The following is a 25083-nucleotide window of genomic DNA, read 5'->3' on the forward strand; positions in this document are numbered from 1 at the left end:
TATTTTTGGCTATGTTAACATTATACAATGCCAATATATGATTTTCTGCGTTGAGAAAGATGTATATTTTTGTTTCTCTTGGAAAAGATAGTAAAATCAGCAGATTATGAAACAGAATGATGGTTTTCTTATAGAAGCCATTTTTCTTTTTTGAGCAGGTAGAAAGACTCAACGTATTTATCTTTAAGAGAAAAAGACTACGCTAATAGCAGTAGTTGTATTTATTTGTGATTTTGCGCAAATTTTTTTGCGCATTTATAATACTCATGATTTGAGGGGTGAAGCAGTTGACAGGTCAACTAGTTCAATACGGACGCCACCGCCAACGAAGAAGTTATGCCCGTATTAGTGAAGTATTAGAGTTACCAAATCTTATCGAAATTCAAACCTCTTCTTATCAGTGGTTTCTTGATGAGGGTTTGCGAGAAATGTTCCAAGACATTTCTCCGATTGAAGACTTTACGGGAAATCTATCGCTTGAATTTATCGACTACAGCTTAGGTGAACCTAAATACTCTGTAGACGAATGCAAAGAGCGTGATGTGACGTATGCAGCACCACTTCGTGTAAAAGTGCGTCTAATCAACAAGGAAACTGGTGAAGTAAAAGAACAAGATGTGTTCATGGGAGATTTCCCACTCATGACAGAGACTGGAACATTCGTAATTAACGGTGCAGAACGTGTTATCGTTTCCCAGTTAGTTCGCTCTCCAAGCGTATACTATAGTGGCAAAGTGGATAAAAACGGAAAACGTGGTTTTACTGCTACTGTAATTCCAAACCGCGGAGCTTGGTTAGAGTATGAGACAGATGCTAAGGATGTTGTATATGTGCGTATTGACCGTACGCGTAAACTTCCTGTAACTGTTTTGTTACGCGCATTAGGGTTTGGCTCTGATCAAGAAATCACCGAGCTTTTAGGTGATAACGAATACTTAAGCAACACATTAGAAAAAGACAACACAGATAGCACAGAAAAAGCATTGCTTGAAATTTATGAGCGTCTACGTCCTGGTGAACCACCAACAGTAGAAAATGCTAAGAGCTTACTTGTGTCTCGTTTCTTCGATCCAAAGCGCTACGATTTAGCAAATGTAGGTCGCTATAAGATCAACAAGAAGTTACACATTAAAAACAGATTGTTTAACCAACGCTTAGCTGAAACATTAGTGGATCCAGAAACTGGTGAAATTTTAGCGGCAGAAGGAACAATCTTAGATCGTCGTACACTTGATCGCATTTTACCTTACTTAGAGAAAAACATTGGATTCAAAACAGCGAAACCAATGGGTGGAGTGGTAGAAGGCGATGTTGAGCTGCAATCTATTAAGATTTATGCTCCTGAGTCAGAAGGCGAACGCGTAATTAATGTAATTGGTAATGCGAATATTACTCGTGATGTAAAACACATTACACCAGGTGATATCCTTGCTTCTATCAGTTACTTCTTCAACCTACTATACAAAGTAGGGGATACAGATGATATCGACCATTTAGGAAACCGTCGTCTGCGTTCAGTTGGAGAACTATTACAAAATCAATTCCGTATCGGTCTTTCTCGTATGGAACGTGTTGTTCGTGAGAGAATGTCGATTCAGGATACAAATGCAATTACACCACAGGCGCTAATTAATATTCGTCCTGTTATTGCATCTATTAAAGAGTTCTTCGGAAGTTCTCAGTTATCTCAGTTCATGGACCAAACAAACCCATTAGCAGAGTTAACTCACAAACGAAGACTATCTGCATTAGGACCCGGTGGTTTAACGCGTGAGCGCGCAGGCTTTGAAGTGCGTGACGTTCACTACTCTCACTATGGTCGTATGTGCCCGATTGAAACACCAGAGGGACCAAACATCGGTTTGATTAACTCATTATCATCGTTCGCGAAAGTAAATGAGTTTGGTTTCATTGAAACACCATACCGTCGTGTTGATCCAGAAACTGGTCTTGTAACAGGGCAGGTTGATTACTTAACTGCAGATGAAGAAGATAATTATGTTGTAGCCCAAGCGAATATGAAATTATCTGAAGAAGGAGAATTCCTTAGTGAAGATATCGTAGCTCGTTTCCGTGGTGAAAACATTGTCACAAATAAAGAACGCATCGACTACATGGATGTATCTCCAAAACAAGTAGTGTCGGCAGCGACAGCTTGTATTCCGTTCTTAGAAAACGATGACTCTAACCGCGCACTTATGGGAGCGAACATGCAACGTCAGGCGGTTCCGTTAATGAATCCGGAATCTCCGATTGTAGGTACAGGTATGGAGTACGTATCAGCAAAAGACTCAGGTGCTGCAGTAATCTGTAAACACCCTGGTGTTGTTGAACGCGTAGAAGCACGTGAAGTTTGGGTACGTCGCTTTGTAGAAGTTGACGGTCAAACAGTAAAAGGCGACTTAGATCGCTACAAAATGCAAAAATTCATTCGTTCTAACCAAGGAACTTGCTACAACCAACGCCCAATCGTAAGTGTTGGAAATGAAGTTGTAAAAGGTGAAATCCTTGCGGATGGTCCTTCTATGGAATTAGGTGAACTAGCACTTGGACGTAACGTGCTTGTTGGCTTCATGACTTGGGACGGTTATAACTACGAGGATGCGATCATTATGAGTGAGCGCCTTGTAAAAGATGATGTGTACACTTCTATTCATATTGAAGAATATGAGTCAGAAGCTCGTGATACGAAGCTTGGACCAGAAGAAATTACACGTGACATTCCAAACGTTGGGGAAGATGCATTACGCAACCTTGACGAGCGCGGTATCATTCGCGTTGGTGCGGAAGTAAAAGATGGAGATTTACTTGTTGGTAAAGTAACACCTAAAGGTGTAACAGAATTAACAGCTGAAGAACGTCTATTACATGCTATCTTTGGAGAAAAAGCACGTGAAGTACGTGATACATCACTACGTGTACCACACGGTGGTGGCGGTATTATCTTAGACGTAAAAGTATTCAACCGTGAAGATGGCGATGAGTTGCCACCAGGCGTGAATCAACTTGTACGTGCATATATCGTTCAAAAACGTAAAATTTCTGAAGGTGACAAGATGGCCGGACGTCACGGTAACAAAGGTGTTATCTCTCGTATTTTACCAGAAGAAGATATGCCTTACTTACCAGACGGTACGCCAATCGATATCATGTTAAACCCATTAGGGGTACCATCTCGTATGAATATCGGTCAGGTATTAGAGCTTCATCTTGGTATGGCAGCAAGATACCTTGGCATTCACATTGCAACACCAGTATTCGATGGTGCTCGTGAGGAAGATGTTTGGGGCACGATTGAAGAAGCTGGTATGGCAAATGACGCGAAAACAATCCTGTATGACGGACGTACTGGTGAACCATTCGATAACCGCGTATCTGTTGGTGTCATGTATATGATCAAACTTGCGCACATGGTTGACGATAAACTTCATGCTCGTTCTACTGGACCATACTCACTTGTAACGCAGCAGCCTCTTGGAGGTAAAGCTCAGTTCGGTGGACAGCGTTTCGGTGAGATGGAGGTTTGGGCACTTGAAGCTTATGGTGCTGCTTATACTCTTCAAGAAATCTTAACAGTGAAGTCTGATGATGTTGTTGGACGTGTTAAGACGTATGAAGCAATTGTTAAAGGCGAAAATGTTCCAGAACCAGGCGTTCCTGAATCATTCAAAGTATTGATTAAAGAGCTGCAAAGTTTAGGTATGGACGTTAAAATGATGTCTAGCGACGATAAAGAAATTGAAATGCGTGATACAGAAGATGACGATGATCATCAATCAGCAGATAAATTGAATGTCGAAGTTGAGACAACTAAGGAATAATTGGGATAACCTGTAGACTAAAAGGGAGGTAGGCCCCTTGATAGATGTAAATAACTTTGAATATATGAAGATTGGACTTGCTTCACCTGACAAGATTCGTTCTTGGTCATACGGTGAAGTTAAGAAACCAGAAACAATTAACTATCGTACGTTAAAGCCTGAAAAAGATGGCTTGTTCTGTGAGCGTATTTTCGGACCACAAAAGGACTGGGAATGTCATTGCGGAAAATACAAACGTGTACGTTATAAAGGTGTAGTTTGTGATCGATGTGGCGTTGAAGTAACGCGTGCAAAAGTTCGTCGTGAACGTATGGGTCATATCGAATTAGCTGCTCCTGTATCTCATATTTGGTATTTCAAAGGTATCCCGAGCCGCATGGGACTTGTCTTAGACATGTCCCCTCGCGCGCTTGAAGAAGTAATTTATTTCGCTTCTTATGTTGTAACAGAAAGTGGAGATACACCACTTGATAAGAAGCAATTACTTTCTGAAAAAGAATACCGTGCATATCGTGATCGATATGGTAGCACATTCCAAGCTGCTATGGGTGCAGAAGCGATTAAAAAGCTACTACAAGACATCGATTTAGATAAAGAAGTAGACTTCTTAAAAGAAGAATTAAAAACAGCACAAGGACAACGCCGTACTCGTGCTATTAAACGTCTAGAAGTATTAGAAGCATTCCGTAACTCTGGAAATCACCCATCTTGGATGATCCTAGATGTTCTTCCAGTTATCCCACCAGAACTACGCCCAATGGTACAGTTGGATGGTGGACGTTTTGCTACTTCTGACTTAAACGACTTATACCGTCGTGTAATTAACCGTAACAATCGTTTAAAACGTCTATTGGACTTAGGTGCACCAAGCATCATCGTTCAAAACGAAAAACGTATGTTACAAGAAGCTGTAGACGCATTAATCGATAATGGTCGCCGTGGCCGTCCAGTTACTGGACCGGGTAACCGTCCATTAAAATCACTATCTCACATGCTTAAAGGTAAACAAGGACGTTTCCGTCAAAACTTATTAGGTAAACGTGTTGACTACTCTGGCCGTTCTGTAATCGTTGTAGGACCGAACTTAAAGATGTACCAATGTGGATTACCGAAAGAAATGGCGCTTGAATTGTTTAAGCCTTTCGTTATGAAAGAGTTAGTTGGAAAAGGTTTAGCACACAACATTAAGAGTGCTAAACGTAAAATCGAGCGTGTACAACCTGAAGTTTGGGACGTTTTAGAATCTGTGATCAAAGAGCATCCAGTACTTCTAAACCGCGCACCAACACTTCACCGTCTTGGTATCCAGGCGTTTGAACCTACATTAGTAGAAGGTCGCGCAATTCGTCTTCACCCACTTGTATGTACTGCATACAACGCGGACTTTGACGGTGACCAAATGGCGGTTCACGTTCCGTTATCATCAGAGGCACAAGCAGAAGCTCGTATTCTTATGTTAGCGGCGCAAAACATCTTGAATCCAAAAGACGGAAAACCAGTTGTTACTCCATCTCAGGATATGGTATTAGGTAACTACTACTTAACTCTTGAGCGTGAAGGCGCAATCGGTGAAGGTATGGTCTTCAAAGATGCAAACGAAGCAATACTTGCATACCAAAATGGATATGTACATCTGCACACACGTGTTGCAGTTGCTGCAAGTTCAGTAAATAACGTAACATTTACTGAAGAGCAAAAAGGTAAGCTTCTATTAACAACAGTTGGTAAATTAATATTTAACGAAATCTTACCAGAGTCGTTCCCTTATATTAATGAACCGACAAACTCAAACCTTGAAAAAGAAACACCAGCGGAGTATTTCGTTGAAAAAGGTGCGAACATTAAAGAAATTATTGCTAGTCGCGAAGAAGTGGCGCCATTTAGCAAGAAGATTCTTGGTAACATCATTGCGGAAGTATTCAAACGTTTCCAAATTACGGAAACATCTCGTATGCTTGACCGCATGAAAAACTTAGGATTTAAGTACTCTACAAAAGCTGGTATTACAGTTGGGGTATCTGACATTCTTGTATTAGGCGAAAAAGATGAAATTCTCCATGAAGCACAAGCAAAAGTAGATAATGTAATTAAACAATTCCGTCGCGGTTTGATCACAGAAGAAGAACGTTACGATCGCGTTATCTCTATTTGGAGTAATGCAAAAGATGTTATCCAAGGAAAACTGATGAAATCCTTGAATAAACGCAATCCAATCTTCATGATGAGTGATTCCGGTGCCCGTGGTAACGCATCGAACTTTACTCAGCTTGCTGGTATGCGTGGTCTGATGGCCAATCCATCTGGTCGTATTATCGAACTTCCAATTAAATCAAGTTTCCGTGAAGGTTTAACAGTACTTGAGTACTTCATCTCTACGCATGGTGCGCGTAAAGGTCTTGCCGATACAGCACTTAAAACTGCCGATTCTGGTTACTTAACACGTCGTCTTGTAGACGTTGCACAAGATGTAATTGTCCGTGAAGATGATTGTGGAACAGATCGTGGTCTATTAATTGGTGCGATTAAAGAGGGTAATGAAGTAATTGAGTCATTATATGATCGTCTTGTTGGACGTTTTGCAAGAAAAACTGTAAAACATCCTGAAACAGGTGAAGTATTAGTTAGTGAAAACCAACTAATCACTGAAGATATCGCTCATATCGTTGAAAATTCGGGTGTTGAAACTGTAAACATTCGTTCAGCGTTCACGTGTAACACTCGCCACGGTGTATGTAAGAAGTGTTACGGTCGTAACTTAGCAACTGGTACAGACGTAGAAGTAGGAGAAGCGGTAGGTATTATCGCAGCTCAATCTATCGGTGAGCCAGGTACACAGTTAACGATGCGTACGTTCCATACAGGTGGGGTTGCCGGAGATGATATCACTCAAGGTTTACCTCGTATCCAAGAGATCTTCGAAGCTCGTAATCCGAAAGGTCAGGCAGTTATCAGTGAAATCGATGGTGTTATCGCAGCGATCAACGATGTTAAAGATCGCCAAGAAGTAGTTGTACAGGGTGAAGTTGAAGCTCGTACGTATGCTATTCCTTACGGTGCGCGTCTGAAAGTAACTCCAGGACAGCCAATTAGCCACGGTAAAGAGTTAACAGAAGGTTCTATTGATCCGAAAGAATTACTAAAAGTAACGGACATTACGGCGGTTCAAGAATACTTATTACGTGAAGTTCAAAAAGTATACCGTATGCAAGGGGTAGAAATTGGCGACAAACACGTAGAAGTAATGGTACGTCAAATGTTACGTAAAGTTCGTGTAAGTGATGCGGGTGAAACGGATGTATTACCAGGAACATTACTAGATATCCATCAGTTTACTGATGCGAATGCGAAGGTGTTACTGAAAGGTAAACAACCAGCAACAGCTAGACCTGTTCTACTTGGTATTACAAAAGCTTCGCTTGAAACTGATTCATTCTTATCTGCAGCATCGTTCCAAGAAACGACACGTGTCTTAACTGATGCAGCAATTAAGGGTAAACGCGATGAACTTCTAGGATTGAAAGAAAATGTTATTATCGGTAAACTTGTTCCTGCTGGAACAGGTATGAATCGTTATCGCAAAGTGGACCTTGTAAAAACAACTCAAGGTGACATGAATGTAGAAAACGATGAAGTTTATGTGGAACAGTAAAATTTTCCGTCGTAAATTTTGTATAAAAACAGCTAATCCTAGTTGACATTGTATGAAGCAAAATGTTACTATAATCAAGGTTGCTCCTGAACGATGCTTTGGAGGATATTTATATGTCTTATCAAAAAGTGTCAAATGCTGAAAATGTAGTCGTTGGTCATAAACGCACATTGGAGGCAATCAAAAATGGTATAGTTAAAGAAGTTGTTATTGCGGAAGATGCTGATATGCGGTTAACCCATATGATCATTCGTACTGCCTTGCAACATAACATACCCATAAACAAAGTTGAATCAGTTCGTAAGCTTGGAAAAGTTTCGGGGATTCAAGTGGGAGCTTCAGCAATAGGAATAATAAGTTAAAACTGTTTTTGTGAGGAGAGAGCATTTGCTCTCCCTTGCAAAAACTTTGTTTTCAACTAATAATGAACCACCTGGATATGTGGTCATACAAACATGCGAAGGGAGGATAATCAAATGCCTACTATTAACCAATTAGTGAGAAATGGTCGTACTGATAAAGTATGGAAGTCTAAATCACCTGCGTTAAACAAAGGTTTTAACTCTTTAAAGAAAAAATCAACTGATATCTCTGCACCTCAAAAACGTGGTGTATGTACTCGTGTTGGTACAATGACTCCGAAGAAACCGAACTCAGCGTTACGTAAATACGCTCGTGTACGTTTAACAAATGGTATTGAAGTTACAGCTTACATCCCAGGTATCGGTCATAACCTACAAGAGCATAGCGTAGTATTAATTCGCGGTGGTCGAGTAAAGGATTTACCAGGGGTACGTTACCACATCGTTCGTGGTGCGCTTGATACTGCTGGTGTTGACAAACGTATGCAAGGACGTTCTAAATATGGTACTAAGCGACCAAAACCTGCTAAAAAATAATAACTTTAAAATGAAAGGAGGAACTCAATATGCCTCGTAAAGGACCTGTTGCGAAACGTGACGTGTTACCAGATCCAATGTACAAATCTAAGCTAGTAACACGCCTTATCAACAAAATGATGGTTGACGGTAAAAAAGGTAAATCTCAAACAATTCTTTATAACGCTTTCGATATCGTTCGTGAACGTTCAGAGAAAGACCCTATGGAAGTATTCGAGCAAGCTCTTAAGAACATCATGCCTGTTCTTGAAGTACGTGCTCGTCGTGTTGGTGGTGCTAACTACCAAGTTCCAGTTGAGGTTCGTCCAGAACGCCGTACAACTTTAGGTCTTCGCTGGTTAGTAAACTATGCTCGTCTTCGTGGTGAAAAAACTATGGAAGAGCGTCTAGCTTACGAAATCTTAGATGCAGCTAACAACGCTGGTGCATCTGTTAAGAAACGTGAAGACACTCATAAAATGGCAGAAGCTAACAAAGCATTTGCTCATTACCGTTGGTAGGATTCAACGTAAAATAAATGTAAGCATAAACCGCTTTATTTGTCGCTTATGGAAGTGTGGAGAGGGAGAATGCCTCTCCCTTTCGTTGGGCGCTCGTTTTACATAATGAGGGTACTGGACATACTGACATGTGTAACAATATAAAGTGGCTTTTTTGCTACTTAAAATAAAAAAAATCCAATCCATATATGGAAGGAGCAAGACACCAAATGACAAGAGAGTTCTCTTTAGAAAACACTCGTAATATTGGTATCATGGCTCACATCGATGCTGGTAAAACAACAGCAACTGAGCGTATTCTGTATTACACAGGACGTATTCATAAAATCGGTGAAACTCATGAAGGTGCATCTCAGATGGACTGGATGGAGCAAGAGCAAGAGCGTGGTATCACAATTACTTCTGCTGCAACTACAGCTCAATGGAAAGGTCACCGTGTAAACATCATTGACACTCCAGGACACGTAGACTTCACAGTAGAAGTAGAACGTTCTTTACGCGTACTTGATGGTGCGGTAGCAGTACTTGATGCACAATCTGGTGTAGAACCACAAACAGAAACTGTTTGGCGTCAGGCTACTACTTACGGCGTACCTCGTATCGTATTCGTTAACAAAATGGATAAAATCGGTGCGGATTTCTTATACTCTGTAGGAACAATCCACGATCGTTTACAAGCAAACGCACACCCAATTCAGTTACCAATCGGTGCTGAAGATGAGTTCAATGGTATCATTGACCTTGTTGAAGAATGTGCTTACATGTACGGTAACGATTTAGGAACAGACATTCAACGTGTTGAAATTCCTGAAGAGCACAAAGAATTAGCTGAAGAATACCGTGGAAAACTTATTGAAGCGGTAGCTGAGCTTGATGAAGAAATGATGATGAAGTACCTAGAAGGTGAAGAAATCACTGTAGAAGAGCTTAAAGCTGGTATCCGTAAGGCTACAACTTCTGTAGAATTCTTCCCAGTAATCTGTGGTTCTGCATTCAAAAACAAAGGTGTTCAAATTCTGTTAGACGCAGTTATCGACTACCTACCATCTCCATTAGATGTACCTGCTATTAAAGGTACTCTTCCGGATACAGATGAAGAAATCGAACGTAAGTCTAGCGATGAAGAACCATTCGCAGCTTTAGCATTCAAAATCATGACTGACCCTTATGTTGGTAAGTTAACGTTCTTCCGTGTGTACTCTGGTGTGTTAAACTCTGGATCATACGTGAAAAACTCAACTAAAGGTAAGCGTGAGCGTGTAGGTCGTATCCTACAAATGCACGCTAACAGCCGTGAAGAGATTTCAACAGTTTACGCTGGTGATATCGCTGCTGCTGTAGGTTTAAAAGATACTACTACTGGTGATACTCTTTGTGACGAGAAGAGCCTTGTTATCCTTGAGTCTATGGAATTCCCAGAGCCAGTTATCTCTGTAGCTATCGAACCAAAATCTAAAGCTGACCAAGATAAAATGGGTACAGCATTATCTAAGCTTTCTGAAGAAGATCCAACATTCCGTGCTCACACTGACCAAGAAACTGGCCAAACTATCATCGCTGGTATGGGTGAACTTCACCTTGATATCATCGTTGACCGTATGCGTCGTGAATTCAAAGTCGAAGCAAACGTTGGTGCTCCTCAGGTAGCATACCGTGAAACTTTCCGCGCTGCTGCGAAAGTTGAAGGTAAGTTCGCTCGTCAATCTGGTGGACGTGGACAATTCGGTCACGTTTGGATTGAGTTTGCGCCTAACGAAGAAGGTAAAGGATTTGAATTCGAAAACAAAATCGTCGGCGGTGTAGTTCCACGTGAATACATCCCAGCTGTTGGAGCGGGTCTTGAAGACTCACTTAAAAATGGTGTACTAGCTGGTTACCCACTAGTTGACATTAAAGCAGCATTAGTTGACGGTTCTTACCATGATGTCGATTCATCTGAGATGGCGTTCAAAATCGCTGCATCTATGGCACTTAAAGCTGCGGTTTCTAAATGTAACCCAGTAATTCTTGAGCCAATGATGAAAGTTGAAGTTGTAATTCCTGAAGAATACATGGGAGACATCATGGGTGACGTAACGTCTCGTCGTGGACGTGTAGAAGGTATGGAAGCTCGCGGTAACGCACAAGTTGTTCGCGCTATGGTTCCACTTTCTGAAATGTTCGGTTATGCGACAGCATTACGTTCTAACACTCAAGGACGCGGAACATTCTCAATGACATTTGATCATTATGAAGAAGTACCGAAGTCTGTTTCTGAAGAAATTATCAAAAAAAATAAAGGTGAATAATTGATTTTTATCGATTCTTCACGTATAACTACTTATGTAAGCTTAGAAAGTGGGACGCAAGTTTCACTTTCTAGCCTAAATATAAAATAACCTATATAAACTAAGGAGGAATTTAGAATGGCTAAAGCTAAATTCGAACGTTCTAAACCCCATGTTAACATCGGTACAATCGGCCACGTTGACCATGGTAAAACTACATTAACTGCTGCGATCACTACAGTTCTTGCAAAAGCTGGTGGTGCTGAAGCACGCGGATACGATCAAATCGACGCTGCTCCAGAAGAAAGAGAGCGCGGAATCACAATCTCAACTGCACACGTTGAGTACGAAACTGAAACTCGTCACTATGCACACGTTGACTGCCCAGGTCACGCTGACTATGTTAAAAACATGATCACTGGTGCTGCTCAAATGGACGGCGGTATCTTAGTAGTATCTGCTGCTGATGGCCCAATGCCTCAAACACGTGAGCACATCCTTCTTTCTCGTCAAGTAGGTGTTCCTTACATCGTTGTATTCTTAAACAAATGCGACATGGTAGACGACGAAGAATTATTAGAATTAGTAGAAATGGAAGTTCGCGACCTATTATCTGAATACGGATTCCCAGGCGACGACATTCCTGTAATCAAAGGTTCTGCTCTTAAAGCTCTTCAAGGAGAAGCTGATTGGGAAGCAAAAATCATTGAATTAATGACTGAAGTTGATGCTTACATCCCAACTCCAGAACGTGAAACTGACAAACCATTCTTAATGCCTATCGAGGATGTATTCTCTATCACAGGTCGTGGTACAGTTGCAACTGGTCGTGTAGAGCGCGGAATCGTTAAAGTTGGTGACGTAGTAGAAATCATCGGTCTTGCTGAAGAAAATGCTTCTACAACTGTAACTGGTGTAGAGATGTTCCGTAAACTTCTTGACCAAGCTCAAGCTGGAGACAACATCGGTGCTTTACTTCGTGGGGTTGCTCGTGAAGACATCCAACGTGGACAAGTTCTTGCTAAAACTGGCTCTGTAAAAGCTCACGCTAAATTCAAAGCTGAAGTTTTCGTACTATCTAAAGAAGAAGGTGGACGTCATACTCCATTCTTCGCTAACTACCGTCCTCAGTTCTACTTCCGTACAACTGACGTAACTGGTATCATCCAATTACCAGAAGGTACTGAAATGGTAATGCCTGGTGACAACATCGAAATGACTATCGAACTTATCGCTCCAATCGCTATCGAAGAGGGAACTAAATTCTCTATTCGTGAAGGTGGACGTACAGTAGGTTACGGTGTAGTTGCAACTATCGTTGAGTAATCTTAACTGATATAAAAAAACCCAAGGGATCTTCCCTTGGGTTTTTTGTTTGTAGTTATATAATGAATGAAATAATATTTTTATGTTTTGACGAGTTTCTTCTATAGTAATATGAAATCAACAAAACTAAAATCCATAAACTGTAAAATGAATTCTGTTAGATGAAAACTTGAAATTCTTTAAAGTGCCATGTATAATAGCAAAAGTAGAGAAAAGCAGATGCAAACAAAAAGATGCTTGCATCTAGACGAATAACATTGTATAATAGACAATGTTGGTCTTTGACTGCGATGAAGTGGAAGGTTGCTGACACACCCGGCCGCTTTGCCATGGCATGGTGTGGGGAAATTTCCATGGAGAAGGTCTATTTTAGAAATAGGCGAACGAAGGAGGGAAAATAATGGCAAAAGAAAAAATTCGTATCCGTTTAAAAGCTTATGATCACCGTATTCTTGATCAATCAGCTGAGAAAATTGTAGAAACAGCTAAGCGTTCTGGGGCAACAGTTTCTGGTCCGATCCCATTACCAACTGAGAAGACTATTTACACAATTCTTCGTGCTGTTCATAAGTACAAAGATTCTCGTGAGCAATTCGAAATGCGCACACACAAACGTTTAATCGATATCGTGAGTCCTACTCCACAAACAGTAGATTCATTAATGCGTTTAGACTTACCGTCTGGTGTAGATATCGAAATCAAACTATAATTCATATAACTTAAAAATGTAGGAGGTGTAACTCATGACCAAAGGAATCTTAGGAAGAAAGATCGGTATGACTCAAGTATTTGCTGAGAACGGTGAGTTAATCCCAGTAACAGTTATCGCTGCTAATCCAAACGTTGTTCTTCAAAAGAAAACAACTGAAACTGATGGCTACAATGCAATCCAGTTAGGATTTGAAGATAAACGTGAAAAGTTAACTAACAAACCTGAACAAGGCCACACTGCTAAAGCATCTACAACTCCTAAGCGCTTCATTCGCGAAATCCGCGATGCAGACGTGGACGGATTAGAGGTTGGTCAAGAGGTAAAAGTTGAAGTTTTCGCTGCAGGTGAAATCGTTGACGTAACAGGAATTTCTAAAGGTAAAGGTTTCCAAGGTGTTATCAAACGCCACGGACAATCTCGCGGACCTATGTCTCATGGTTCTCGCTATCACCGTCGTCCAGGTTCAATGGGCCCAGTTGCTCCGAACCGTGTATTCAAAGGTAAAAAACTTGCTGGACGTATGGGTGGAGACCAAGTTACTATCCAAAACTTAGAAATCGTTCAAGTTGACACTGAGCGCAACTTATTACTAGTAAAAGGTAACGTTCCAGGTGCTAAGAAATCTCTTGTAGTTGTTCAAGGCGCTGTGAAGGTTAGCAAATAATTCACATAGGAAGGAGGAATTCCAATGCCAAAAGTTACTGTATATAACCAAACTGGTTCACAGGTTGGTGAAATCGAATTAGCTGAAGCTATTTTCGGTATCGAACCAAATGAAGCTGTACTTTTCGAAGCTGTAATGATGCAACGTGCATCTTTACGTCAAGGTACACACAAAGTAAAAACTCGTTCTGAAGTTCGTGGTGGTGGTCGTAAACCATGGCGTCAAAAAGGAACTGGACGTGCTCGTCAAGGGTCTATCCGCTCTCCTCAATGGCGTGGTGGTGGTACGGTATTCGGACCTACACCAAGAAGCTATGCGTACAAACTTCCTAAGAAAGTTCGTCGTTTAGCAATCAAATCTGCATTAGCTACTAAAGTAGTTGAGAACAACATTGTAGTTCTTGAAGACCTAGTGTTAAATGCACCAAAAACAAAAGACATGCTAGCAGTACTTAAAGGATTAACTGTTGAGAAGAAAGCTCTTATCGTAACTGCTGATGCAAACGAATCTGTAGAGTTATCTGCTCGCAATATCCCTGGAGTAACAGTAATCACTGCTGATGGCGTAAACGTTTTAGACGTGCTTCATCATGATAAGCTAATCATGACAAAAGCGGCAGTGGAAAAAGTAGAGGAGGTGCTTGCATAATGAGAGATCCTCGTGATATCATTAAGCGCCCAGTTATCACTGAACGTTCTATGGAAATGATGGCTGAAAAAAAATACACGTTCGATGTGGACGTTAAATCTAATAAAACAGAAGTTAAAGATGCTCTTGAAGCGATCTTTGGTGTTAAAGTAGAAAAAGTGAACATCATGAACTACAAGCCGAAAGCAAAACGCGTTGGTCGTCACGCTGGTTTTACTAGCCGTCGTCGTAAAGCAATCGTTAAGCTAACTGCTGACAGCAAAGAAATCGAAATCTTCCAAGGCGTTTAATTCTTACTAAAGAAGGAGGGAAATTGAGATGGGAATTAAAAAGTATAATCCAACTACTAACGGTCGTCGTAATATGACTACGAATGATTTCGCTGAAATCACGACTGACAGACCAGAAAAGTCATTACTTGCTCCTTTAAGCAAGAAGGCTGGTCGTAATAACCAAGGTAAAATTACTGTACGTCATCAAGGTGGCGGACATAAGCGTCAATACCGTATCATCGACTTTAAGCGTAACAAAGATGGAATTCCAGGACGCGTTGCTACGATCGAATACGATCCAAACCGCTCTGCGAATATCGCATTAATTAACTACGTTGACGGTGAAAAACGTTACATTCTTGCTCCTAAGAACTTAGAAGTAGGTATGGAAGTTATGTCTGGCCCAGAAGCTGACATCAAAATCGGTAACGCATTACCATTAATCAACATTCCAGTAGGTACTGTTGTTCATAACATCGAGCTTAAGCCTGGTCGTGGCGGACAATTAGTTCGTTCTGCTGGTACATCTGCTCAAGTACTTGGTAAAGAAGGTAAATACGTACTTGTACGTTTAACTTCTGGTGAAGTACGTCTTGTATTATCTGCTTGTCGCGCTTCAATCGGTCAAGTAGGTAACGAACAACACGAACTTATCAAGATCGGTAAAGCAGGTCGCTCTCGCTGGTTAGGTAAACGCCCAACAGTTCGTGGTTCTGTAATGAACCCAGTTGATCACCCACACGGTGGTGGTGAAGGACGTTCTCCAATCGGACGTAAGTCTCCAATGTCTCCATGGGGTAAACCAACTCTTGGATTCAAGACTCGTAAGAAAAACAAAGCGTCTGACAAATTCATCGTTCGTCGTCGTAAAAAATAATGGGATTGTAGTACGGTTCATTTCTAGAACCGTACGCCAATCACGAAGGGAGGCACCAAAATGGCTCGTAGCTTAAAAAAAGGACCATTTGTCGATGATCACTTAATGAGCAAAATGGAAAAATTAGTTGCATCTGAGCAAAAACAAGTTGTTAAAACTTGGTCTCGCCGTTCAACAATCTTCCCTCAGTTCATCGGACACACAATCGCTGTATATGATGGTCGTAAACACGTACCTGTGTACATCACTGAGGATATGGTTGGCCATAAGTTAGGTGAATTCGCACCAACTCGTACGTATAAAGGTCACCTTGCTGACGATAAGAAAACTAGAAGATAATGAGAGGAGGCACTTCAATGCAAGCTAAAGCAGTAGCGAGAACAGTTCGTATTGCTCCTCGTAAAGTTCGTTTAGTAGTAGACTTAATCCGAGGTAAGCAAGTGGGTGAAGCGATTGCTATCCTTAACCACACACCAAAAACTGCTTCTCCAGTTGTAGAGAAAGTTTTAAAATCTGCAATCGCAAATGCAGAGCACAATTATGAGATGGATATTAACAACCTAGTTGTTGAAAAAGTTTTCGTTGACGAAGGTCCAACGTTGAAACGTTTCCGTCCACGTGCAATGGGTCGTGCAAGCCAAATTAACAAACGCACAAGCCACATCACAGTTGTGGTATCAGAAAAGAAGGAGGGATAATCGATGGGTCAAAAGGTTAATCCAATTGGTCTTCGTGTCGGCGTTATCCGTGACTGGGAATCTCGTTGGTTCGCAGAGAAAGATTATGCTACATTATTACATGAAGACATCAAAATCCGTGAGTACATTACTGTACGCTTAAAAGATTCTGCTGTTGCTAAAGTAGAAATCGAACGTGCAGCAAATCGTGTAAATGTTACAATTCACACTGCAAAACCTGGTATGGTAATTGGTAAAGGTGGTACTGAAGTTGAAGCACTTCGTAAAGCTCTTAACCAATTAACAGGCAAGCGTGTACACATCAACATTTTAGAAGTTAAGAGAGCTGATCTTAACGCTAAATTAGTAGGCGAAAACATTGCTCGTCAATTAGAAAACCGTGTATCATTCCGTCGTGCACAAAAGCAAGTTATTCAACGTGCTATGCGTGCAGGTGCTAAAGGTATTAAAACACAGGTTTCTGGTCGTCTTGGCGGAGCTGATATCGCTCGTGCAGAATCTTACAGTGAAGGAACTGTTCCACTTCATACACTTCGCGCTGATATTGACTATGCAGCAGTTGAAGCTGATACAACATACGGTAAATTAGGCGTAAAAGTATGGATCTACCGTGGAGAAGTCCTTCCTACAAAAAAGAAAGCTTCTGAGGAAGGAGGAAAATAATATGTTAATGCCAAAACGCGTAAAATATCGTAGAGAGCATCGTGGTAAAATGCGTGGTCGTGCAAAAGGTGGAACTGAAATTGCTTTCGGTGAATTCGGTTTACAAGCACAAGCTGCTTCATGGATTACAAACCGTCAAATCGAAGCTGCTCGTCGTGCAATGACTCGTTACATGAAACGTGGCGGTAAAGTATGGATTAAAATTTTCCCTTCTAAACCTTACACTGCAAAACCTCTAGAAGTACGTATGGGTTCCGGTAAAGGGGCACCAGAAGGCTGGGTAGCAGTAGTAAAACCTGGGAAAATTATGTTCGAAATCGCGGGTGTATCTGAAGAGGTAGCACGCGAAGCATTACGTCTTGCAGCTCACAAGTTACCTGTGAAATGTAAATTCGTAAAACGTGAAGAAAATGGTGGTGAATCTAATGAAAACTAATGATATTCGTGAATTAACCACTGCCGAAATCGAAACAAAAGTTAAAGCTTTAAAGGAAGAATTGTTCAATCTTCGCTTCCAACTTGCTACAGGACAATTAGAGAATCCAACTCGCATTCGTGAAGTGCGTAAAGCAATTGCTCGTATGAAAACTGTAGTTCGTGAAAGAGAGATCGGAATTAATCGATAAATTGAGGGGAGGTTTGCATAGTGAGCGAACGTAACCAACGCAAAGTTTATACTGGTCGTGTTGTGTCTGACAAAATGGACAAAACGATTACAGTTTTAGTTGAAACTTACAAAACTCATTCCTTGTACGGAAAGCGTGTTAAGTATTCTAAGAAGTACAAAGCCCATGATGAGCAAAACCAAGCGAAACTTGGCGATATCGTTAAAATCATGGAAACTCGCCCGCTTTCTGCTACTAAGCGTTTCCGTTTAGTTGAAATCGTTGAAGAAGCGGTTATTATCTAAATAGATGAATCGGAATTTTTAGTCCGAAGGGAGGTTTCATAAGATGATCCAACAAGAATCTCGTTTGAAAGTTGCTGACAACTCTGGTGCACGTGAACTTTTAACAATTAAAGTATTAGGCGGCTCTGGTCGTAAATATGCTAACATCGGTGATATTATCGTTGCTACGGTAAAACAAGCAACACCAGGTGGCGTTGTTAAAAAAGGTGACGTTGTTAAAGCAGTAGTAGTACGTACGAAGAGCGGAGCTCGTCGTCCGGACGGTTCTTACATCAAATTTGATGAAAACGCAGCGGTTATCATTAAAGACGATAAGAGCCCACGTGGTACTCGTATCTTCGGACCAGTAGCTCGTGAATTACGTGATAGCAACTTCATGAAGATCGTTTCTTTAGCTCCAGAAGTTCTATAATTTAAGGTATTGCCTTGCTAAGGAGGTGCAGAATTAAGATGCATGTAAAAAAAGGTGATAAAGTACAGGTAATCACTGGTAAAGACAAAGGAAAACAAGGCGTTATCCTTGTGGCTTTCCCAAAGCAAAACCGTGTTATCGTTGAGGGTGTTAACATCGTTAAAAAACACTCTAAGCCATCTCAATTAAATCCACAAGGTGGAATTATTACTAAAGAAGCACCTATTCACGTTTCTAACGTTATGGTTTTAGATCCTAAAACAGGTGAACCTACTCGCGTAGGCTTCAAAGTAGAAGATGGTAAAAAAGTTCGTATTGCAAAAAAATCTGGTGAATTATTAGATAAATAATTTTCTTAAGAAAGGAGGTCACTTCATTGAATCGCCTTAAAGAGAAGTTCCAAAAGGAAATTACTCCTGCTCTAGTGAGCAAGTTTAACTATAAATCTGTGATGGAAGTACCGAAAATCGAAAAGATCGTAATCAACACTGGTGTTGGTGACGCGGTATCTAACTCAAAAGCTTTAGACAATGCAGTAGAAGAATTAACACAAATCGCAGGTCAAAAGCCTGTTGTAACTCGTGCTAAAAAATCAATCGCTGGTTTCCGTCTTCGTGAAGGTATGCCAATCGGTGCGAAAGTAACTTTACGCGGCGAGCAAATGTATGAATTCTTCGACAAATTAGTATCAGTTTCTTTACCACGTGTACGTGATTTCCGTGGTGTTTCTAAGAAATCATTCGATGGTCGTGGGAACTACACATTAGGTGTTAAAGAGCAACTTATCTTCCCTGAGATCGATTATGATAAAGTAAGCAAAGTCCGCGGTATGGACATCGTAATCGTTACTACAGCGAAAACTGATGAAGAAGCTCGTGAACTTTTAACACAATTCGGTATGCCATTCCAAAAATAATGGAAGCCAACGCTAAGTAGAGGAGGCGAAAACGTGGCTAAAAAATCTATGATAGCGAAACAAAAGCGTACTCCTAAGTTTAAAGTACAAGAGTATACACGTTGCGAACGCTGCGGTCGTCCGCATTCTGTATACCGCAAATTTAAGCTTTGCCGTATTTGTTTCCGTGAACTTGCATATAAAGGTCAAATTCCTGGTGTTAAAAAAGCTAGTTGGTAAAACCCACAAATGGGAAGGAGGTAAAACACATGGTGATGACAGATCCAATTGCAGACATGCTTACTCGCATCCGTAATGCGAACATGGTACGTCATGAGAAATTAGAGGTTCCTGCTTCTAAAATCAAAAAAGAGATCGCTGAACTTTTAAAACGTGAAGGTTTCATTCGTGATGTAGAATACATCGAGGATAACAAACAAGGTATCCTTCGTATTTTCCTGAAATATGGTGCAAACAATGAACGTGTAATCACTGGATTAAAACGTATCAGTAAACCTGGCTTACGCGTTTACGCTAAAGCTGATGAAGTACCACGTGTACTTAACGGATTAGGTATCGCTCTTGTTTCTACATCTAAGGGAGTAATGACAGACAAAGACGCTCGTCAATTACAAACTGGTGGAGAAGTAGTAGCATACGTTTGGTAATATATATTTAAAACGAACGGAGGTGTGACCACATGTCTCGTATTGGTAAAAAGATTCTTGAAATCCCTGCAGGTGTTACTATCACAGTTGCAGAAGACAATACTGTAACAGTAAAAGGCCCTAAAGGTGAATTAACTCGTACTTTCAATGCTGATATGCTTATCAAAATTGAAGAGAATACATTAACAGTTGAGCGTCCATCTGAACAGAAGGACCACCGTGCATTACACGGTACAACTCGTGCTTTAATCGGAAACATGGTTGAAGGTGTAACTGCAGGTTTCGCACGCGGACTTGAATTAGTCGGTGTAGGTTACCGTGCTCAAAAACAAGGTGATAAACTTGTATTAAGCGTAGGTTATTCTCATCCAGTAGAAATGACTCCGGAAGCAGGTATTGAAGTTGAAGTACCTGCACCAACTAAAATCGTAATCAAAGGTATCGACAAGCAACGTGTTGGCGAATTTGCTGCTAACATCCGTGCTGTACGTGCTCCTGAGCCATATAAAGGTAAAGGTATTCGTTACGAAGGCGAAGTTGTTCGTCGTAAAGAAGGTAAAACTGCTAAGTAAACCCGTTAGGTGAGAGAAAGGAGTGACAAGAAAATGATCACTAAAGCTGATAAAAATGCGACTCGTAAGAAAAGACATGCACGTGTACGTGCTAAACTTACTGGTACTGCAGAGCGTCCACGTTTAAACGTGTTCCGTTCTAACCAACATATTTACGCTCAAGTTATTGATGATGTGAATGGTGTAACGTTAGTAAGTGCATCTACTCTTGATAAAGACCTTGCTCTTAACGGTACTAGCAATACTGAAGCTGCTACGAAAGTAGGAGAATCAGTTGCTAAGCGTGCTGTAGAGAAAGGCGTTAAAGAAGTAGTATTCGATCGCGGTGGTTACTTATACCATGGCCGTGTTAAAGCTCTAGCTGAAGCTGCTCGTGAGGCTGGATTACAATTTTAATGGTCAAAGGAGGGAAAATTGATGCATCGCATTGACCCAAGTAAATTAGAACTTGAAGAACGTGTAGTTACGATAAATCGTGTCGCGAAAGTTGTTAAGGGTGGTCGTCGTTTCCGCTTTGCTGCACTAGTTGTAGTTGGCGATAAAAACGGTCATGTTGGATTCGGTACTGGTAAAGCACAAGAGGTACCAGACGCAATCCGCAAAGCTATCGAAGACGCTAAGAAAAACTTAATCGCTGTACCATTAGTTGGTACAACAATTCCACACACAATCAACGGTCACTTTGGAGCTGGTGAAGTATTCTTAAAACCTGCTGCTGAAGGTACTGGTGTTATTGCTGGTGGACCTGTTCGTGCGGTACTTGAATTAGCTGGTGTACAAGATATTCTTTCGAAATCTCTTGGTTCTAACACACCAATCAACATGATTCGCGCTACTGTGAACGGATTAAGCGAACTTAAGCGCGCTGAAGATGTTGCAAAATTACGCGGTAAATCTGTAGAAGAGCTACTAGGTTAAGGAGGGAAAACAAATGGCGAAAAAGTTAGAAATTACCCTCACTCGTAGTGTAATTGGTCGTCCACAAGATCAACGTGCGACGGTAGAAGCTTTAGGTCTTAAAAAGTTGAATTCAACTGTAGTTAAGGAAGAAACTCCTGCTATTCTTGGTATGATCAACAAAGTTTCTCACCTTATAACTGTAAAAGAAGCTTAAGGATAACTCATTAATATAAGGAGGTGCCTGGGAATGAAACTTCATGAATTAAAACCTGCAGAAGGTTCTCGTAAAGTACGTAACCGTGTCGGTCGTGGTATCGGTTCTGGTAACGGTAAAACTGCTGGTAAAGGTCATAAAGGACAAAACGCACGTTCTGGTGGCGGTGTTCGTCTTGGCTTCGAAGGTGGTCAAACTCCATTATTCCGTCGTTTACCAAAACGCGGCTTCACAAACATTAACCGTAAAGAGTTTGCTATTGTAAACTTAACAACGTTAAATCGTTTTGAAGATGGTACAGAAGTAACACCTGAATTATTGCTGGAAACTGGCGTTATCAGCAAGTTAAACGACGGTGTTAAAATTCTTGCAAGCGGCGCAGTAGAGAAAAAACTAACTGTTAAAGCGCACAAGTTCTCTTCAAGTGCTAAAGAAGCAATTGAAGCAGCTGGCGGATCAGTTGAGGTGATCTAATGTTTCGTACAATCTCCAACTTTATGCGCGTTGCTGAGATAAGACGTAAAATATTATTCACTTTAGCGATGTTAATCGTATTCAGGATTGGCACGTTTATCCCAGTGCCATTTACAAATGGAGACGTACTGAAAGCACAAGATCAATTAAATGCCTTAGGTATCCTAAATACATTTGGCGGTGGCGCCTTGAAAAACTTCTCCATCTTCGCGATGGGAATCATGCCGTATATTACAGCATCCATCATCGTGCAATTATTGCAGATGGATGTTGTTCCTAAATTTTCGGAATGGTCGAAGCAAGGCGAAATGGGCCGTCGTAAACTAACGCAATTTACGCGTTACTTTACAATTGTTCTTGCGTTTATTCAGGGGTTTGGTATGTCAATCGGTTTTAACGGTATGGTAGGTGGGCAATTAATTTTGAATCCTGGTTGGAGCACTTATTTATACATTGCTACGGTACTGACTGCTGGTACTGCATTTTTAATGTGGTTAGGCGAACAGATTACATCTAAAGGTGTAGGTAATGGTATTTCCATCCTTATCTTTGGAGGTATTGCCGCAGCGATCCCAAGTGTTATATCTCAAGTGTATCAACAACAGTTTCAAAATATCGGAGATCAATTGTTCATGAGTATCGTTAAAGTTGCATTGATCTTACTAGCTGTGCTAGCGGTTATTGTTGGTGTTATTTTCATTCAACAGGCTGTTAGAAAGATCCCAATTCAATATGCGAAGCGTGTAACAGGAGGGAATGGGAATCATGCTGGAGCACAAAACACACATTTACCGCTTAAGGTAAATAGTGCGGGTGTTATTCCAGTCATTTTTGCTGTTTCATTCTTAATTACGCCTCCAACTATTGCACAGTTCTTCCCGAATCATGATGTATCGCAGTGGATCATTGCAAACTTTAACTATTCTCACCCAGTGGGAATGATTATATATGTTGCGCTCATTGTAGCCTTCACATATTTCTATGCGTTTGTTCAGGTTAATCCAGAGCAAATGTCAGAGAATCTAAACAAACAAGGTGGATATGTTCCAGGTATTCGTCCGGGTAAGAATACGGAACAATATCTAACAAAAATCTTGTATCGTTTGACCTTTGTAGGATCAATTTTCCTAGCAGCGATTGCAATCTTACCAGTTATCTTTACGAAACTGGGAAATCTTCCTCCATCTGCACAGATTGGTGGAACGAGTATGTTAATCGTTGTCGGCGTTGCTTTAGAAACAATGAAGCAGCTAGAAAGCCAACTGGTAAAACGCCATTACAAAGGGTTTATCAAGCAGTGAGTAAGTGGGAAGAATTGTCTTCCCTACATGCTCATGTACTCTGAGGGGGAACAAGGATGAACTTAATTTTAATGGGGCTTCCTGGTGCTGGTAAAGGTACACAAGCCGAACAGATTGTTGCCAAGTATAACATCCCTCACATTTCAACAGGAGATATGTTCCGTGCAGCTATGAAGGCTGAAACTGAAATGGGTTTACAAGCAAAATCTTTTATTGATAAAGGTGCACTTGTTCCAGATGAAGTTACAATCGGAATCGTTCGTGAACGTTTAAGTCAAGAAGACTGCGTAAGAGGTTTCTTACTAGACGGTTTCCCACGAACTGTTGCACAAGCATCAGCTCTTGAAGAGATTATGAAAGATCTTGGCAAAAAAATCGACTATGTTTTAAACATTAATGTGGATTCAGGGTTGTTATTAAAACGCCTTACAGGCCGTCGCATTTGTAAAGAGTGCGGTGCGACTTACCACTTAGAATTCAATGCGCCAGCAAAAGCTGACGTGTGTGATAAATGTGGTGGCGAATTATATCAACGCTCTGATGACAATGAAGAAACTGTAGCAAATCGTTTAGATGTAAATATTAAGCAAACAAAACCTTTGCTTGATTTCTACGAGGAGCTTGGTTACCTACAAAGCATTAATGGTGAGCAAGATATCAATAAAGTATTTGCTGATATCGATGTTCTCATCGGAGGCTTAGCGTAATGATAATCTGCAAAACTCCTCGCGAGATAGAAATCATGCGAGAAGCTGGCAGGATCGTTGCTTTAACTCATCAAGAGTTGAAACAGCACATTACTCCAGGAATTACAACGAAAGAGCTCGATCAAATAGCGGAAAAGACGATTCAAAAATATGGTGCTACGCCATCTTTTAAAGGATACAACGGATTTCCGGGGAGCATTTGTGCTTCTGTAAATGAAGAGCTTGTACACGGAATTCCAGGGAAGCGCAAGCTCAAAGAGGGCGATATCATCAGTATCGATATTGGTGCGAAATACAATGGGTACCATGGCGATTCTGCATGGACGTATCCAGTTGGAAGCATTTCTGAATCTGTTCAAAAGCTACTTGATGTCACAGAAAAATCGTTGTATCTTGGTCTAGAACAAGTAAAACCAGGCGAAAGATTATCAAATATCTCACATGCGGTTCAAACCCATGCTGAAGAGAATGGGTTCTCGATCGTTAGGGAGTATGTTGGTCACGGAATCGGGCAAGACTTACATGAGGACCCTCAAATCCCGCACTATGGTCCACCAAATAGAGGCCCTAGATTAAAGCCGGGAATGGTCATCTGTGTTGAGCCGATGGTGAATCAAGGAAGACGATATGTAAAAACACTATCTGATGACTGGACAGTGGTAACGGTAGATGGTAAATGGTGTGCCCATTTTGAGCACACGATTGCTCTTACAGAAGCAGGATACGAAATCCTTACCACTTTATAAGTAGCTGGCTCTCCGGGATTTCAGAGCAGTGTAAAATGTTACTGATTTGAAGAAGGGAGAACTATTGAATGGCTAAAGATGATGTAATTGAAGTCGAAGGTACCGTTCTTGAAACGTTGCCAAATGCTATGTTCAAAGTAGAATTAGAGAATGGGCATGTCGTATTGGCTCACGTTTCTGGTAAAATCCGTATGAATTTCATTCGTATTTTACCAGGAGACAAAGTTACGGTAGAATTATCTCCGTACGATTTAAATCGTGGTCGTATTACGTACCGTTTTAAATAAT

32 protein-coding genes are annotated in these 25083 nt (G+C 40.9%); all 32 read left to right on the forward strand.

Going from position 1 to position 25083, the window contains the following annotated elements; translation table 11 throughout:
- Positions 1–287 precede the first annotated feature (287 nt).
- The 32 genes from rpoB to infA all read left to right on the forward strand — a co-directional run bounded on the left by rpoB (position 288) and on the right by infA (position 25082).
- Positions 288–3821, forward strand: coding sequence for a DNA-directed RNA polymerase subunit beta (gene rpoB / locus MHB74_RS00630; protein ID WP_061678374.1), 3534 nt, complete (start codon positions 288–290; stop codon positions 3819–3821).
- A gap of 37 nt (positions 3822–3858) precedes the next feature.
- Complete coding sequence (gene rpoC, locus MHB74_RS00635; protein ID WP_000567949.1) at positions 3859–7470, forward strand: DNA-directed RNA polymerase subunit beta'; 3612 nt, start codon at positions 3859–3861, stop codon at positions 7468–7470.
- Between the two features lie 113 nt (positions 7471–7583).
- Entirely contained in the window at positions 7584–7832 is a 249-nt protein-coding gene (locus tag MHB74_RS00640) for a ribosomal L7Ae/L30e/S12e/Gadd45 family protein (protein ID WP_061678373.1), read from the forward strand.
- Between the two features lie 114 nt (positions 7833–7946).
- A complete protein-coding gene (gene rpsL, locus MHB74_RS00645; protein ID WP_001142341.1) occupies positions 7947–8369 on the forward strand; it encodes a 30S ribosomal protein S12 in 423 nt (140 codons plus the stop codon).
- 29 nt (positions 8370–8398) lie between these two features.
- The gene (gene rpsG, locus MHB74_RS00650) at positions 8399–8869 is read left to right on the forward strand and encodes a 30S ribosomal protein S7 (protein ID WP_001137490.1); all 471 of its coding nucleotides are present in this window, start codon (positions 8399–8401) and stop codon (positions 8867–8869) included.
- 209 nt (positions 8870–9078) lie between these two features.
- A complete protein-coding gene (gene fusA, locus MHB74_RS00655) occupies positions 9079–11157 on the forward strand; it encodes an elongation factor G (RefSeq protein ID WP_061678372.1) in 2079 nt (692 codons plus the stop codon).
- 117 nt (positions 11158–11274) lie between these two features.
- The gene (gene tuf, locus MHB74_RS00660) at positions 11275–12462 is read left to right on the forward strand and encodes an elongation factor Tu (RefSeq protein ID WP_001029617.1); all 1188 of its coding nucleotides are present in this window, start codon (positions 11275–11277) and stop codon (positions 12460–12462) included.
- A gap of 400 nt (positions 12463–12862) precedes the next feature.
- Positions 12863–13171 (forward strand): 30S ribosomal protein S10, encoded by a 309-nt coding sequence (gene rpsJ, locus MHB74_RS00665; RefSeq protein WP_001040595.1) that lies wholly within the window; start codon positions 12863–12865, stop codon positions 13169–13171.
- A 34-nt stretch (positions 13172–13205) separates the two neighbouring features.
- Positions 13206–13838, forward strand: coding sequence for a 50S ribosomal protein L3 (gene rplC, locus MHB74_RS00670; RefSeq protein ID WP_000160209.1), 633 nt, complete (start codon positions 13206–13208; stop codon positions 13836–13838).
- Positions 13839–13862: 24 nt separating this feature from the next.
- On the forward strand, positions 13863–14486 hold the full coding sequence (rplD, locus tag MHB74_RS00675; protein WP_001127258.1) for a 50S ribosomal protein L4: 624 nt from the start codon (positions 13863–13865) through the stop codon (positions 14484–14486).
- Positions 14486–14776: a 50S ribosomal protein L23 gene (gene rplW / locus MHB74_RS00680; protein ID WP_001205558.1), complete on the forward strand. Its 291-nt coding sequence runs from the start codon at positions 14486–14488 to the stop codon at positions 14774–14776. Before rplD ends, rplW begins: the two co-directional genes overlap by 1 nt.
- A gap of 28 nt (positions 14777–14804) precedes the next feature.
- A complete protein-coding gene (rplB, locus tag MHB74_RS00685) occupies positions 14805–15635 on the forward strand; it encodes a 50S ribosomal protein L2 (RefSeq protein WP_000511582.1) in 831 nt (276 codons plus the stop codon).
- Positions 15636–15695: 60 nt separating this feature from the next.
- Entirely contained in the window at positions 15696–15974 is a 279-nt protein-coding gene (rpsS, locus tag MHB74_RS00690; RefSeq protein ID WP_000124454.1) for a 30S ribosomal protein S19, read from the forward strand.
- A gap of 17 nt (positions 15975–15991) precedes the next feature.
- Positions 15992–16333, forward strand: coding sequence for a 50S ribosomal protein L22 (rplV, locus tag MHB74_RS00695; RefSeq protein ID WP_001148024.1), 342 nt, complete (start codon positions 15992–15994; stop codon positions 16331–16333).
- A 3-nt stretch (positions 16334–16336) separates the two neighbouring features.
- Positions 16337–16996: a 30S ribosomal protein S3 gene (gene rpsC / locus MHB74_RS00700; protein ID WP_000529958.1), complete on the forward strand. Its 660-nt coding sequence runs from the start codon at positions 16337–16339 to the stop codon at positions 16994–16996.
- A gap of 1 nt (position 16997) precedes the next feature.
- Positions 16998–17432, forward strand: coding sequence for a 50S ribosomal protein L16 (gene rplP, locus MHB74_RS00705; protein ID WP_000928969.1), 435 nt, complete (start codon positions 16998–17000; stop codon positions 17430–17432).
- Positions 17422–17622, forward strand: coding sequence for a 50S ribosomal protein L29 (gene rpmC, locus MHB74_RS00710; protein ID WP_000855718.1), 201 nt, complete (start codon positions 17422–17424; stop codon positions 17620–17622). The genes rplP and rpmC overlap by 11 nt, the downstream gene beginning before the upstream one ends.
- 20 nt (positions 17623–17642) lie before the next feature.
- Complete coding sequence (gene rpsQ, locus MHB74_RS00715; RefSeq protein ID WP_000004106.1) at positions 17643–17906, forward strand: 30S ribosomal protein S17; 264 nt, start codon at positions 17643–17645, stop codon at positions 17904–17906.
- Positions 17907–17949: 43 nt separating this feature from the next.
- Positions 17950–18318, forward strand: coding sequence for a 50S ribosomal protein L14 (gene rplN, locus MHB74_RS00720; protein WP_000615912.1), 369 nt, complete (start codon positions 17950–17952; stop codon positions 18316–18318).
- Positions 18319–18356: 38 nt separating this feature from the next.
- Complete coding sequence (gene rplX / locus MHB74_RS00725) at positions 18357–18668, forward strand: 50S ribosomal protein L24 (protein ID WP_000558201.1); 312 nt, start codon at positions 18357–18359, stop codon at positions 18666–18668.
- Positions 18669–18694: 26 nt separating this feature from the next.
- Positions 18695–19234 carry a 50S ribosomal protein L5 gene (gene rplE / locus MHB74_RS00730; RefSeq protein WP_001080829.1) on the forward strand — a complete coding sequence of 180 codons (540 nt, stop codon included), beginning with the start codon at positions 18695–18697 and terminating at the stop codon, positions 19232–19234.
- Between the two features lie 33 nt (positions 19235–19267).
- Positions 19268–19453, forward strand: coding sequence for a 30S ribosomal protein S14 (gene rpsN / locus MHB74_RS00735; RefSeq protein WP_001085700.1), 186 nt, complete (start codon positions 19268–19270; stop codon positions 19451–19453).
- A 29-nt stretch (positions 19454–19482) separates the two neighbouring features.
- The gene (gene rpsH, locus MHB74_RS00740; RefSeq protein WP_000245511.1) at positions 19483–19881 is read left to right on the forward strand and encodes a 30S ribosomal protein S8; all 399 of its coding nucleotides are present in this window, start codon (positions 19483–19485) and stop codon (positions 19879–19881) included.
- Positions 19882–19913: 32 nt separating this feature from the next.
- Positions 19914–20453, forward strand: a complete 540-nt coding sequence (gene rplF / locus MHB74_RS00745) for a 50S ribosomal protein L6 (RefSeq protein ID WP_061678371.1) — start codon at positions 19914–19916, stop codon at positions 20451–20453.
- A 33-nt stretch (positions 20454–20486) separates the two neighbouring features.
- Entirely contained in the window at positions 20487–20849 is a 363-nt protein-coding gene (gene rplR / locus MHB74_RS00750) for a 50S ribosomal protein L18 (RefSeq protein ID WP_000628818.1), read from the forward strand.
- A gap of 21 nt (positions 20850–20870) precedes the next feature.
- A complete protein-coding gene (rpsE, locus tag MHB74_RS00755) occupies positions 20871–21371 on the forward strand; it encodes a 30S ribosomal protein S5 (RefSeq protein WP_000554646.1) in 501 nt (166 codons plus the stop codon).
- Between the two features lie 13 nt (positions 21372–21384).
- Positions 21385–21567 (forward strand): 50S ribosomal protein L30, encoded by a 183-nt coding sequence (gene rpmD, locus MHB74_RS00760; protein WP_001085231.1) that lies wholly within the window; start codon positions 21385–21387, stop codon positions 21565–21567.
- A gap of 33 nt (positions 21568–21600) precedes the next feature.
- On the forward strand, positions 21601–22041 hold the full coding sequence (gene rplO / locus MHB74_RS00765; protein WP_000766082.1) for a 50S ribosomal protein L15: 441 nt from the start codon (positions 21601–21603) through the stop codon (positions 22039–22041).
- Positions 22041–23342 (forward strand): preprotein translocase subunit SecY, encoded by a 1302-nt coding sequence (gene secY / locus MHB74_RS00770; protein WP_000490122.1) that lies wholly within the window; start codon positions 22041–22043, stop codon positions 23340–23342. Before rplO ends, secY begins: the two co-directional genes overlap by 1 nt.
- 56 nt (positions 23343–23398) lie before the next feature.
- Positions 23399–24049: an adenylate kinase gene (locus MHB74_RS00775; RefSeq protein ID WP_001048992.1), complete on the forward strand. Its 651-nt coding sequence runs from the start codon at positions 23399–23401 to the stop codon at positions 24047–24049.
- Positions 24049–24795 (forward strand): type I methionyl aminopeptidase, encoded by a 747-nt coding sequence (gene map / locus MHB74_RS00780; RefSeq protein ID WP_000582541.1) that lies wholly within the window; start codon positions 24049–24051, stop codon positions 24793–24795. The genes MHB74_RS00775 and map overlap by 1 nt, the downstream gene beginning before the upstream one ends.
- Before the next feature lie 68 nt (positions 24796–24863).
- Positions 24864–25082: a translation initiation factor IF-1 gene (gene infA / locus MHB74_RS00785; protein ID WP_001029884.1), complete on the forward strand. Its 219-nt coding sequence runs from the start codon at positions 24864–24866 to the stop codon at positions 25080–25082.
- Position 25083: the final 1 nt, after the last annotated feature.

The sequence above is a fragment of the Bacillus sp. FSL K6-0069 genome (assembly GCF_038007785.1).
Classification (GTDB): Bacteria; Bacillota; Bacilli; order Bacillales; family Bacillaceae_G; genus Bacillus_A; species Bacillus_A mobilis.